The sequence below is a fragment of the Chitinophaga sp. S165 genome, from assembly GCF_003182155.1.
GTDB lineage: Bacteria > Bacteroidota > Bacteroidia > Chitinophagales > Chitinophagaceae > Chitinophaga.
On record NZ_QGTG01000001.1, the window covers coordinates 912,562 to 925,991 of the forward strand.

Below are 13,430 nucleotides of genomic sequence, written 5' to 3' on the forward strand. Positions count from 1 at the left end.
AAGGGGTACCAGGAATAATTAATCTTTTAACAATCCGCTTCTTGTCTCCTTCACCGTCTTGATGCCGCTTTCCGTTTCGCGCTTCACCCTGATCAGTGTTCCGTCGTCATCATATTCAAAGAAGGTCGCATAGTTATTTTCATCCAGTTCTGCCATCAGCCGCAGATCGGCAGGATTGTACACAAAAGAGCGCATATTGGCATTATAAGGATGTATACGCAGATCGTCCACGTATACGGTTGAAGTGCCTGTCGCCTGCACTGAAACGATCAGCTCTGTAGCATCCGCAGGGATATCTACCGGCTGCTCATATCGCTGCCAGCCGTCAATGATACCGCCCTTAGGCGTTGCAATCAGTACAGTGGCAGTTGCGCCACGTCTCACCGAAATATTTAACCTGTTGCCTGTATATGTGAGACCCTTACAATCCTTCTCTTCCTTCACCCAGGCGCTGATAACGATCCTTTTATCAGGAAGTGGCGAATACACCGGAAGTATAGCTTCTTTACCTGTCCGGATACCTCCGAGCACCTGTCCTCCACTTACGCAACTATTGGCATTCTTATTAAAAGAAAGATTAAACGCATCCGTACTATTCGGTACGATGACTGCACTGATACCTGCACTTTTGCCGGCAGCTATTTTCAGACTGTATTTCCCTGTATGTTGCTGCGTTGAATCGAGATCGCCTTTATAAGAAGAGAAATCAAAGTTCCTCCCACCACTGCACGCTGTATCACAAGTGGCTCCTCCGAAATAATAATCCTCAAAGCCCTCATATGCAGCCTCACGGTAACGGCTGTTCTGCACCACCGCCGTGGTCATCGCATCATCAAATCCATATATACCTGCGTTATACCGGCCCAGGGGATCTGTATTCTCCAGTTCCAATCCGCGCCTGTTATATAAAGTTGTTGCGTTGTTCCATACCCAGCGGGCAGAATCATACTGTGGCTGCCATCCGGAAGTACTACCCTTCTTCCAGAAAGAAACGAAGTCTTTAATAGTGCCATCTGTTCTGACATTGGTGCCCTGGGCCACACTGCTTTCCGTTCTTGCCGCGTAATAGGAATAACTACGCTGAAGCTTCCAGTTACCAAGCAGGCCGTATGTGTATGGGTTCACACTCGTATCTGTCACGGCGCTGTAGCACGTCAGATTATAAGGTGTCAGTGCTACGTTTACATCTGCATGGATAGGGTTCATACAGATATCAGAATATATGATCACGTGGTAATTACCCTTGCTGTTCGGCGTAACCGGAGATAACACCGGGTTCTGTAACGTACTGCTGAATTTATCGGGCCCCGACCATGCATAGGTGATTGCTGTAGTTGGCAGGTTGATGATCTTAAACACGATCTTATCACCCACACAATACTCCAGTTTATCAGCAGTAGCCAGTTCCGCCGTTTCGAAATCGATTATTTTCAGTCGTTGTACAGCTGCCGCACCACATTCATCTTCCACGCGCACGTCGTAGTTCTGATTTTTTATCAACTCATAGGCCCCGCCGGAAGTGGCAGTGCTGAATTTACCGGTGGTATTGGACGCCCAGTATGGCCCTGTGGAGCCTTTCCCTTCAGCGGCCAGCCTGTAGGTGAATACGCCTGTAGCAGCTTTACTGCCGCCGGCAGCAACAGCCACTATGCTACCCGAATTATCGGGGGCACCGGGGCAGACCCAGCCCAGCGAGTTATTAACGTCTATGATCAAAGGTTTATACGTGAAATTGATCTCTGCGATGTTCTCACCATTCCCGCTGGTACCATAGTCGGATATAATACTCGGATACGACGACATGCCTAACCTGTACAATCCTTCCGTCGGCAATAGCAGGGAATCTCCACGTGTAACAATAGAATTGTCAAACCCGACAGAACCTTGTGGACCTCTGAGTATCCTGAAATAAACAGGCATATCGGTATTATGATACCTGCTCGTACCTGTAGGTTTGATCTTTAGTCCGGTGCAGGTCTGCTCTTCCGTATAGGTGAAGTTATACCTGTACACATCGTAATCTGTTACAGTCACCGGCAGTTCATAGGTACCACAACTATCCGTGACCCTGAAATGATAGCTGCCCGGATAAAAGTAGCGGGTAGGACCTGTCTGCGGATTGTAGGCAACCCACGTGTTACTGATGTACGAACTGTCTACCGTCGCCGTATAGGTATAATTAGAAGGACTTACAAGCGTCACGGTAGTGCCCCGCGTGAGATAACCTGTAGACTTATAGATCATAAACAAAACAGCTCCATCATTACCCTGATATCCTCCATTGTCGCTTATAACAACGGAATATGGATTTGCCACAGCCCCATTCACGATCACGTCACTATCAAATATCGTAGTACTGTCTGCAGTCACTCCTTTCAGGCGGTAACTGCCAAAAGGAATGTTCTTCATGTTCTGCGGGCCTGTACGGCTCTTTATCGTATCGTAACGATATTGATTGGTCGCATTATTTTTTAATGAAACATATACCGGATAGCAAATAGGAAATGTGGTATCTACATAATACCCTTCATCAAAATTGACATTACAGTTCAACTTGTAGAAGTTATACAGGTAGGGAGGATAGATAGTGACTGGATAAACAACCTCCTCACCACAAGGTGTTTTTATATAGTAAGTAACCGTTTTGTTATAAATATCTTTGAAAGACTGTCCGGCTGGCAGTGTGATCGTATCGGAACGTCCAAGTGTTGTATAGGGCGTTTTAGGCATGCCATTAAACGACATGGCATAGGTAAGCGGTGTATTGGGCCGGATATAGCTCGCAAACAGCGTGTTTGTATTCGCGATGGGAGATCTGACCACAAATTTATTACAGGTATTCCGTATTCCGACCACTGGCGGAGGATAAATATCGCTCGTCGTCATCAGAGGCAGCTCGTCGATCGTCAGCGTCTGAACAGATGCCGCTGCTCCACAGGCATCTGTAATAGAGACGTTATAATTCCCCGGAGGCATACTATCAATGGCAAAACTGCTGCTGGCAGTGAACGATACACGTCCGGAATAGGCCGCCGGTTTATCCGTAATAGTTACCTGATATGGCAGCCGTCCATTCGAAAACGACACAAACGCCTGTCCTGTGCTACAACCGCGTAGTGCAACACGTTGCTGACTAATGGCAGCTCTGAACGGAACATAGTTACCCGGCACAGAAACATCGACAGTAGCCGAGACCACCTCATTATTACAAATGCCTTTGGCCAAAGCCCGGTAACTACCTGCCGGAATATTTTCAAATATGTTAGAGGTATTGGGCGCCACACTGTAGCCTCCCGAAGTGAGCGGCTCCAGGCTAAACAACATATCGCTCACATTACCTGCGCCCGTACCAGTAAAAGACAATGTGATCTTCCCACTGGCAGCGCAGTTGGATGTTTCTGCCACAGCACTGATGCCCCATGAGTTGCATTGTGCAGCGGACTTCCCGGCAATCAATAACAGGAATGCCGGCAAAAAGAAAATATACTTACACCTGAATATCTTGTATCTCATTGGTATGGCGATAAAAGCGGTTAACGAACTACTGTTTCTTTTTATAGTAACAGGTACACTCCAGTACTACCGGAAGATCTCTGGCCGTGTCCATAAAAGAGGACCGGGGCAGCTCCAGTACCAGTATACCTCCAGCCTGCACCTTGTACGGATAGGGCAGATAGGGCGCCTCCGGAGGGGGCATACCCGACATCGTATTCTGTGGCATCTGCATAGCGGCCTTCTGATATAACAATACGTTCTTACCTCCAAGTTTATATTTACCGGTTTCAGTTAAACCCGTCGCATTAGTGATCATGCAGGTTTCACCCATCACCGAAATCTTTACCGGAACGAAGCCCGTTACAGTTTTAAATTCCTCCTGCTTCGTCAATGTTTTCTGTTCCAGTACCTGTTCACCCTGCTGTGGCAATAACTTTGTCTCAATCTTCACCAGCTCCCATGTGCCTGTCACCACCGGCGTAGCCTCCTGCGCATGTGCACCGGCATAACCTATAGCAAGCATCAGCAGGATCAATAATCTCTTTATAAACATATCATATGATTTTACTTAGTCCGTTAATTGGCGCAAACCGCCTTCTGTTTCTTTTTATCCGCAACCTTCCAGTCCTGTTTATATTCCAGTGCATTCGCCTTGATAACCCTGGAATTGGCATCTATTACCAGCTGGTATTTATCTCCCTGTTTTACCAGCGGATTATTAAGCATAGTTGCTTCTCCAACGGCTACACTCATATTCTTCCTGCCTGAATGCACAACCTTCATCGTCACGTCATTTCCTGAGAATGGTACCCCGTTAGCATCTACGAAATAGATATCAGGTGTGCCGCCGGTAACAGCATTGGCGTCTATTGCATATAGCATACTGCTGGCTGGGAAAGTTGCGATCTCCGGTGTACAGTCTACCCCGCCTGTTTTCACTTTTGAGCCTACCAGGATGGCATCACCGCTACTGAAATACGTAGCTTCCGTACCGGCTGTAATCCCCTTCGTGATCTTTCCACCGGTGATAAAGATGTTGTTAAGTAAAACGTCCACATTCTTGTAAGCACCACTCATTCCATCATATGTCCATCCTGAAGACCAGGTGAAATGATAGACCGGATCACCAAACAAGTTCTGGGCACTTGTCAGCACCACACTACCAGTCTCATTGTCGTATGCCACGTTGCGTGTCACTACCCTGCTGCCTTTGTCTATCACAACTACGCTATCCAGCAAACCATGCCGGTTGATCACCTTAGTGGCAGCCACAGATTTGAACAATACCTCTTCTCTTTGTGCGAGGTTCCACAAGGTCGGGATGAGGAATACAGGTGGGAAACCAAACGTGAAGAAGTCTCCGTTCACGTTAAAATTGTTCGCGTTGGTAACGCTCTTCTGGTGACGCATATCCAGCATCAGTTCTACATCCTCTCCCACGGTGGCTGCTGTATCTACTACGCCATCCGGATCGATCGTAGTGGCTATGCTGCTCAAGTGTTTGAATTCAGCGGAAGGGACCTCTGTCCTGTAAAAATTCTCAGTATAGGAAATAGGATTTTCTGCGTCTGTTTCTGCATACGATGCCTGAGAGCGTAACTTGCCATTCATATCGTTCAGCTCTACTTTAAAGCCCTGGCTCACTGCTACAAAATGTTTTGCATTGATGCGAAGGAAGTTGCCCAGCGCGGGTTTAAATCTCTTCTTTCCATCTGCTACCAGCGTCATGTCCGTGATCACCGGAAAGTCATAAGTTGTATAGAAACGACTTTCTTCATAACCACTGGCAGAGCGTACATTCTTTGAGTTAATAGAACGGACCCTAACCTTCCTGTATCCTACAGATGGCGATGGGAAGAACGACTCGCACAAGGGTTCCTCTGTATACCCCATATTCACAGGCGCCAGTGCGGCCACCTGTTGTTTATATTCCAATGGTTGACGCCATGGATTCTCCTCTCCTCCGATCATCGGTTCATAACTGGCCACACCACTGCTGATCTCGACGGGTGTCCTGTTTACTTCGATCTTCGTTGTGTACTGGTATTCATTCCCATATACAGACTCCTGCTGTTTGGTCATGGCATTCCAGTTATCATATATTTTGATCCGCTTTACACGGAGACCACCACCATATTTCTTATAGAATGGGTTATCCAACCTGACCAGTGTACGTGAGGTGTCGATCTCCCGCATCCAGGTTTTAACCCTGGCAGTCACATTATAACTCAGGAAAGTATTATTAATATTATCGGCCTGTGAAAGCAGGATCTTTATCGCATCGGAAAATTCAAAATTGTCCCCGGTATCCGAACCCGGATAGGCCTTTGATGGCAGGTTCAGACGGAGGTATTGAATGGCTGCCTGTGCCATCGGGCTGAATATGCTTGTTGCCTCGCCGGTATCACCTCCCGCAGTAATCGCTTTCACCTTGATCCATATTGTATTACCATTATTGATATAGCCATAATCATTATCGTCGATAACGGCATAACAAGGAACATATTCACTGCCTCCGCCAAACTTGTCTGACGGCACCTGCACATACAAGCGGAAATAAAGTCTGCCATTCAATCCTTCAAGGTATCTTGTATAGATGTCCTGTTTGCTGCTTACCGGTCTGGGTATATTGACAGCTACGTATCTGTAATCAGTCAGCCCGTATAATGAACGATGCAGGTCACTCAGACTACCAGGCGCGCTATTAGAGAAACCGGCTACCTTAAACATTTGCGCGGCACGCTTATTTTGTACATAGGCATAATCATCACTCTCGTAATCGATCTTCATACGTCCGCCACCCGGCAATATGATAGAATCCAGTGTCCATGCAGCCGCATTTTTTGCAGCCAGTACACTGTCCTGTAATGCATAGGGATATTCTGCGTTACTGATCTGATTAGATGTTGTGTAACCCGGATTCTGCGTGGCTGGTTTATAGTTCCCCCAGCGATCATAAGACTTTCCATTGTAACCTGGGTTATTACTGTTATAATTAAAGACATAAGGATTTCTTTTGCCTTTATCATTTCCGTTATAGGTAAACCATACCCGCTTCAGTGTCAGCTTTCCATTAGTGTTTAATGGCCTGTTCACGCCAGGACATAACTCGTAGGTATATTCGAAATGGACAGTCTTGATAGGTTTTGCTGCCGTGTTATACTTTTGAAAATCCGTTTTCGCATACAGGTTGATCTCGTCCAGTTTACGGGCCACACGTCCAGGCTGTTTGATACCGTCTTCATTGATCGCAGCCAGATCGTCACGCTCACTCGTTTTAAAGGTGGCGATCATCGTCTTTGACTCAATGGAATGCAGATACCACAGCTCTTTTTCACCGGTTACATAACTGCCCTTGTCGTCCCTGTTGTCTGTTCTCAGCCCTTCACTATATGTGGCGCTATCACTCGCAGGAGTCCTCCACTGGTATGGGTTCTTCAGCCCTGCAATTTTCGTATAATTAAACTTAACAGCCGTTCCCAGGTCATCATCAGAAATACCGTCACCGGTAATATCCGCATAATCAGGCGACACGATACCCGTCAGTAAAAAGGTATGTGCATAGGCAGGGATCTCTTCACTGTTGAAATAATTATCATTCCCTTTGTTATTATTCAGCGTATTATCTGAACCGGCTGCATATTTCACCAATCCATCCGCCCTGTTGCCACCGGAAGCGGATACTGAGAACGTTACATCTTTCTGTTTCAGATTGTATACCGGTATGCCGTATACATAACGGCGCCCATCTGTGTTCGTTACATTAATTTCCGAGATATGATCAGGCTTGCGGAACTGGTTAACCCGCTTTTCTCTGGATAGCAGATTGGTCCCGATCACAAAGGTGTCTTTCTCCGGCATCAGGTAGAGATTCTCTTTGGGGATCGGCACTTCCGTTGTACCCAATGGTTTCCATAACAGTTTCATCACTTCTCTTCCACCAGCCTGATAATATTCTGTTCTGATGTTGTAAAGTTCTCCACCCACCAGATTAACCCAGGCAGTGTCCTGCCTGTCACCATGATCATTCCAGCGGTCTATCAGCAACGTATCGTTCAGATATACCCTGATGCCATCGTCACTTCGGGTGCCGATGCGGTAACGTCCTGTCACATCGGCTTTCAGACGGCCGGTCCAACGTATTGAGATGTTATTGTCCAGGCTCACTCCGGCTGGAAGATTAGCGTTCAGCTCACCCTTATTGTTGAAGTTGATCCCTGCGTCTACCCGCTCAAATAATTTTTGTTCGAACTTCTTTCCTTTGAAATATTCTCCCTTCAATCCTACGCCCTGTCCGTTGATATTATCCGGGAAGGCTACGTTACAACTACTCAGGCTAAAAACGTTCGGTGTATAATTCTCAATATATTTTGAAAGCGCACCAACACCTGCTTCACTGGCAGTCAGATAAGAGATAACCTGGCTGCGTTTATCACGGGTTGTTTTATAAACATTATCCGGCGTCAGTTGCTTCTTAGCTACAAACCTTTTATTGCGGTAAACATTGAGCATATTGGTAGCCTCTATCGTAGGACTACTGTTTCCCGGTTGATGCAGGGCGACAGCAACTACATCATCCCCTCCTATGGCGTCATAAAATGTTTTTGTATTGCCGCTCATTTCTCCGGGGTTTCTGAAATAAGCACTCTCAAATGTTTTATCAGACTTCCTGAAAGCCACGGTCGAAGCCAGTGGGTTTTGCTCCACCCAGGGACCCACCTGCGTATATGCGCGGGTAAGGTTCAGGTCAACACCACCGTGAACAAGATCGCCAATACCTATGTCTGTACTAAGTTTGGATGATTTGTCCTTTGATCGCATTGCGTGATCATATACATAACCTATATCGCCTCTATAGGCACGGAACATACCGCCACTACCTTCGCCGGAGATGGAGAATACATCATAAGTGTAAGAGGGAATACCAACATTGGGTACTGCAGGCTTTTCCCTGTAAGCGATCTCTTTATCCCGGTTATAATCCAGCAATGCACCTTCATTGCCATTCGCCCGCTGATAGTTCAGATATCCATACGCTGGCAATGCGAGGCGTTTATCCTCATCAGCTATATTCTGTAATGATACATATCCGGTAACAAAGAAGCTGGGATGCACCACTTTGGTCTCATATCCTATCTTGGCAGTATAACTGAATGATGTATTGGTATAAGCGAGGTTCATAGATGGCATAAAAGCCGGCTGCGCAAAGGAGATATAAGTAGATGCTGTACTGCCTTGTTCTGCCACTCCCCTGCATTTCTTGTCATCAACTGTATACTGACGCAAGCCAGCTGAAAAGGTCAATGCTTTTAATCCTTCCCGCGCATTATACGAAAGTCCGGTCGATACGCTGCCACTCATGCCCCCATGTTCTGAAGCTGTCTTATCTGCAAATTTGTAGCTGAAAGAAGTACCTAAGGTCACACCTTCCTGCGAGCTGTTGGTAATTGACAACCCATTCGTGAATCTTCCCATACTGTGGGAGCCGACATTGATGCTGGCATTCACGCTGGTTTCCAGGCCCCAGCCTTTATATGAGTTATACAGAACGCCCATGCTACCGCCTATGCCGAAGCCTACAAAATCACTCAGACCAACCACTTCAACGTCCGCTCCTGACGTTACACCGATCGTTTTATTCTCTTTCATGGTAGAGGCCTTCTGCACAGTGTCTGTTCCATTGAAATCGTCAGGCAGTCCCCTCATGTTCCTCGTGATGGATCCCGGGTTGATATTCCAGCCCAGTCCTACCCAGCTGGCTTCCTGGTCCATAGAAATACCGCTGCTGTAACCGAGGGCCAATGGGTATCCACCTACATCCATTAAAGGGATATTGTAAGAGAAGTCGCCCGTAAACAGGTCCACCATATTACTACTGTTCACGGAATGAAATGACTGGCTTTCCGGTTGCCCGGGGCCACCATAATTCGTTTCTGTCTTTTGCTCCTTTAGTTCCATATCTGCCGCTACAATGGCGGCATGTGGCAGTTTTAATTTATTTCCAGGGGCAACATAGCTGGAATGCCGGAGCGTTCGCGGCGCGCCAAATGCGTACGCGGGCAATACTGCTTCACAATAAAGTAAAACAAGCATAGTGATGGCAAATGCTTTCTTACCTTTCTCAGCGGTCTTCAGTATCATTGAAAGTATATTTAAGTATAGGAAATAAAGGTCCTATTCCTCCGGAAGAAGAGGAATGGTATGGGTATATCATAGTCCTGAGACTAATCGGTTGTTAACGGTAACACATGGTTAATCGCTCACGGTCTGAATGGTACAACTGCGCATTGGCGTGCAGATAGGGATAACTGGTTTCATTTAGTAAAATTTACGCTATTGTTATTATGCTACATGAGAGATAGGCTGTTGTGCGTTACAACATCGAATCATCTTTTATGCTCATTACTTATTTTTCAGGAGGGCAACAATACTCGTGTTCGTGTCTCTTAATTTACAATTTTCTGGTTGTTGCAAAAAACTAATATATCATAAACCTACATACAATAACGAATATTTCAAAACATTCTTTAAAAAAAATATGACTTATGTTGTTGGACAGTGTTAACTATTCGGCTAAGTGCGGCTCTCCTGCGGAAAACAATAAATAATTACCTACATTTACGCCAGTTTTTGGTTTTCGGCCGGTATACCGGCTCAAATTAAAAGGGAATTTGGTGTGATTCCAAAACAGTTCCCGCTGCTGTAAGTTCTATATCAACTTTTAACCAATGCCACTGTCCGCCGAAGGCGGATGGGAAGGCGTTAAGAGTGGAACAAGTCAGAAGACCTGCCAACAACCATGTTTATCCAACGCTTCGGGAAGAAAGCACAGGAAAGGCAACACATCATGTCATGTGCACCTCCCCTCGTCCTGCCGTACTTTTTCCTGAAGTCTTGTTTAATCATTAACGGGTAATTAATGTATTAAATTAAATGTAACCACCAGCATGGCGATCAAGGATCTGACGAAAGTTCAGAAAATCATTTTCATTTGTAATGGCGGCACCTGCAGCAATGGCGGTGCAGATGCAAACACCAACCAGTTAAGGGCACACCTCACCGAGAACAGCCTCAATGACGAAATCCATACTGTCCGCACCAAATGCCTGGGGCAATGCACCTGGGGACCAATGATATTCATGCACCCGGAAGGGCTTTGGTATAAAGGTGTAACACCAAATACCACGCACGAGATCGTGACACAACACCTCATGCAGAATATGCTGCTGGAAGAGCATGTACATTATCCCGCAATTGAGCTGGTAGATTCAAAACCACTCACGCTTAGTGGTCAGCCTAACGAATAAAAACTGACCATCTATGGAACTTTTACAACAAGACCTTAGTGGGTTCATTGTGCTTTCCGTATTAGGTTTACGGCATGGACTGGACCCTGATCATATTACTGTCATTGACGGTTACACGTACCGCCTGCACATGAACAAAAGCGCGTGGACCCGTTGGGTAGGTACCCTGTTCACTTTCGGGCATGGCATCATGGTAACGGCCATCGCACTGTTCCTCTGCATACTGAAGAACAACTTCGAAATGCCGGTTATGCTGGACATTGTGGTGGAATGGCTGTCGTCAGTGATGTTGCTCTTCATGGGCATATCCAACCTTATATCACTTACCCGCAAAAACGATGGTCAGTTAAGCGGGTTCAGGAAAATGCTGCTGCCAAAGTCGCTCAGTAATAATGTTAATCCTCTCACGGTTATTGTGACCGGGATCATCTTTGGTTTCATCTTTGATACGTCATCACAGATAGCAGCCTTTGGTTATGCAGTATCTGTCTCTAATCAATGGATCTATGCCATACTGGGTGGTGTAGTGTTCTCGTTGGGATTGATCCTCACGGGGACCTGCGACTCTCTCCTGCTGAGTAAGTTGCTGAAAACGTTCGATCAGAAAAAGATCCGCAGTCACCGTTTTAAATTAAATGTGCTGATCACTATCATGTGTTTTGCCATTCCTCTTTATAAAATTGCAAGTTCAATGAATGCTGCACTGGAACTGAGTGATTTCCAGAATAATATTGTCGGTCTGGTTTTTATTAGTATCATTATATCGTTGTATGCGGAGCTGTACCTGCGGCACAGGTATGCGAAAAGCGAAGTCGTATTACAACAGGATACAGACCCACTTTAAGTATTATTGACCATGAGTAAAAAAGCACTGACAAATACGATCAGCATCCTCGGATGTGGCTGGCTGGGACTGCCGCTGGCGGCAAGCCTTGTACAGCAGGGCTATACCGTTAAAGGCTCTGTGACCCAGGCGGAAAAGCTGGAACTGTTGTCGCAAAAAGGGATAACGCCATTCCAGGTGCAGATCACTGATACGAGTATTACCAGTAATGACCTTGCCGGATTCCTGGAAAGCGAAATACTGATCATCAACATCCCTCCTTCACGGCGTGACGATGTAGTGTTCTACCACCAGGCGCAGATAAAATTGCTGTTGGCAGAGATCCTGAAAAGTCCGGTAAAACAAGTGCTTTTTATCAGCTCCACTTCGGTATACCCTGATCTGAACCAGGAGGTCACTGAACTGGAAAACACATTGCCTTCTAAAGAGAGTGGTAAAGCATTGCTGGCAGTAGAAAAGATGCTGCGCTCAAATGTGCATCTGATGACGACCGTCGTCAGGTTTGCCGGATTGGTAGGATACGACCGTATACCAGGACGATTCCTCGCGGGTAAAAAGAACGTTGAAAATGGGAATGCTCCTATTAACGTCATTCACCAGGACGATTGTATCGCACTCATAAGCGGCATTATTCAACAACAGGCATGGGGTGAGATCTTCAACGCCTGTGCGGATAATCATCCTACCCGCAGAGAATTCTATACACAGGCGGCAGCGAAAGCGGGACTTGAACTACCCACCTTTGCTGATACAGCTGATCCCAGGTTTAAGATCATCAATTCCGAAAAGATCAAACAACGCCTGAACTACTCGTTCAGGTATCCCGATCCGCTCGGACTATTATAAAGTGGTATATGAAAGGGATATTAATATGCGGTCATGGCAGCCGCGACCCCGAAGGAGTCGACGGCTTTAAGACATTGGTAGCATTGCTGCAAAAACGCTATCCGCACAGGATGGTGGATTATGGCTTCCTGGAGTTCTCACACCCTGTGTATGCAGCCGCTGTAGAGCGGATGTATCTGGCAGGTGTAAGGGAGATCACCGCCATCCCCGCGATCCTCTTTGCGGGTGGGCATGCAAAAAATGATATCCCCTATGAAATGAATACGCTGCAAAGCCAGTACAAAGATCTGAAGATCACACTGGGCAGGCATATCGGTATAACGCCATCCATGCTGCAACTCGCGCAGCAACTGATTGAGCGATCCGAAGCAGCAGCACCGGCTCTTGACAGGAAAGACGCCTGCCTGCTGTTGGTAGGCAGAGGGACCTCCGATCCGGACGCCAATTCTGACGTAGCCAAGATGACCCGTATGCTGGGAGAAGGTATGGGCTTCGGTTTCGCTACCACGGCCTTCATAGGCGTAACACAACCATTGCTGAAAGACCTGCTGCCTGTTATTGATCATCTGCCATACAAAAGGATCGTGGCACTGCCTGTATTTCTATTTACAGGCGTGTTACTTAAAAAGATATATACGCAACTGGATGAGTTCAGCAATGTATCCGATAAGGAGATCATTTACACAAGATCGTTCGAATGTAATGAGTTGTTGCTTCAAACCATAGATGAACGCATCCGTGAAGCGGAAGAAGGCAATCCAAATATGAACTGCCAGTTATGCAAATACCGGACACAGATCATCGGCTTTGAAGAGGAAGTTGGCAAGGAACAAGTGGGACATCACCTGGCAGTGAAAGGTATCCTCTTCGAAGAAGACGAAAAGATCGGCGATAAAACAACAGTACTGACAAAGGTTAAAAAGATCCTCGGCATCTGA

7 protein-coding genes and 1 riboswitch are annotated in these 13,430 nt (G+C 46.4%); of the genes, 4 read left to right on the forward strand and 3 right to left on the reverse strand.

Translation table 11 applies throughout. From position 1 onward, the window contains the following. Positions 1-18: 18 nt before the first annotated feature. From C7475_RS03360 to C7475_RS03370, 3 genes are read right to left on the reverse strand one after another with little or no spacing between them, the layout of a single operon-like run. Positions 19-3,513 (reverse strand): hypothetical protein, encoded by a 3,495-nt coding sequence (locus tag C7475_RS03360; RefSeq protein WP_110051038.1) that lies wholly within the window; start codon positions 3,511-3,513, stop codon positions 19-21. 28 nt (positions 3,514-3,541) lie between these two features. Continuing rightward, positions 3,542-4,048, reverse strand: a complete 507-nt coding sequence (locus C7475_RS03365; RefSeq protein ID WP_110051040.1) for a hypothetical protein — start codon at positions 4,046-4,048, stop codon at positions 3,542-3,544. A gap of 23 nt (positions 4,049-4,071) precedes the next feature. Next, on the reverse strand, positions 4,072-9,636 hold the full coding sequence (locus C7475_RS03370) for a PA14 domain-containing protein (RefSeq protein WP_110051043.1): 5,565 nt from the start codon (positions 9,634-9,636) through the stop codon (positions 4,072-4,074). 473 nt (positions 9,637-10,109) lie between these two features. Then, positions 10,110-10,305, forward strand: a riboswitch (cobalamin riboswitch). Positions 10,306-10,442: 137 nt separating this feature from the next. Here C7475_RS03370 and C7475_RS03375 point away from each other — a divergent pair. Genes C7475_RS03375 through C7475_RS03390 form a run of 4 tightly spaced genes read left to right on the forward strand, consistent with a single transcriptional unit; the run spans position 10,443 to position 13,430 of the window. Beyond that, entirely contained in the window at positions 10,443-10,802 is a 360-nt protein-coding gene (locus tag C7475_RS03375) for a ferredoxin (RefSeq protein ID WP_110051045.1), read from the forward strand. Positions 10,803-10,815: 13 nt separating this feature from the next. Further along, on the forward strand, positions 10,816-11,646 hold the full coding sequence (locus tag C7475_RS03380; RefSeq protein ID WP_110051047.1) for an NAD+ synthetase: 831 nt from the start codon (positions 10,816-10,818) through the stop codon (positions 11,644-11,646). Positions 11,647-11,658: 12 nt separating this feature from the next. Next, the gene (locus C7475_RS03385) at positions 11,659-12,492 is read left to right on the forward strand and encodes an SDR family oxidoreductase (protein ID WP_110051049.1); all 834 of its coding nucleotides are present in this window, start codon (positions 11,659-11,661) and stop codon (positions 12,490-12,492) included. Between the two features lie 8 nt (positions 12,493-12,500). Beyond that, complete coding sequence (locus tag C7475_RS03390) at positions 12,501-13,430, forward strand: sirohydrochlorin chelatase (RefSeq protein WP_110051052.1); 930 nt, start codon at positions 12,501-12,503, stop codon at positions 13,428-13,430.

Excerpts from the sequence above, each read along its gene's own strand:
- C7475_RS03370 (WP_110051043.1), bottom strand. The coding sequence starts at position 9,636 with ATGATACTGAAGACCGCTGAGAAAGGTAAGAAAGCATTTGCCATCACT.
- C7475_RS03360 (WP_110051038.1), bottom strand. The coding sequence starts at position 3,513 with ATGAGATACAAGATATTCAGGTGTAAGTATATTTTCTTTTTGCCGGCA.
- C7475_RS03390 (WP_110051052.1), top strand. The coding sequence starts at position 12,501 with ATGAAAGGGATATTAATATGCGGTCATGGCAGCCGCGACCCCGAAGGA.
- C7475_RS03365 (WP_110051040.1), bottom strand. The coding sequence starts at position 4,048 with ATGTTTATAAAGAGATTATTGATCCTGCTGATGCTTGCTATAGGTTAT.
- C7475_RS03385 (WP_110051049.1), top strand. The coding sequence starts at position 11,659 with ATGAGTAAAAAAGCACTGACAAATACGATCAGCATCCTCGGATGTGGC.
- C7475_RS03380 (WP_110051047.1), top strand. The coding sequence starts at position 10,816 with ATGGAACTTTTACAACAAGACCTTAGTGGGTTCATTGTGCTTTCCGTA.
- C7475_RS03375 (WP_110051045.1), top strand. The coding sequence starts at position 10,443 with ATGGCGATCAAGGATCTGACGAAAGTTCAGAAAATCATTTTCATTTGT.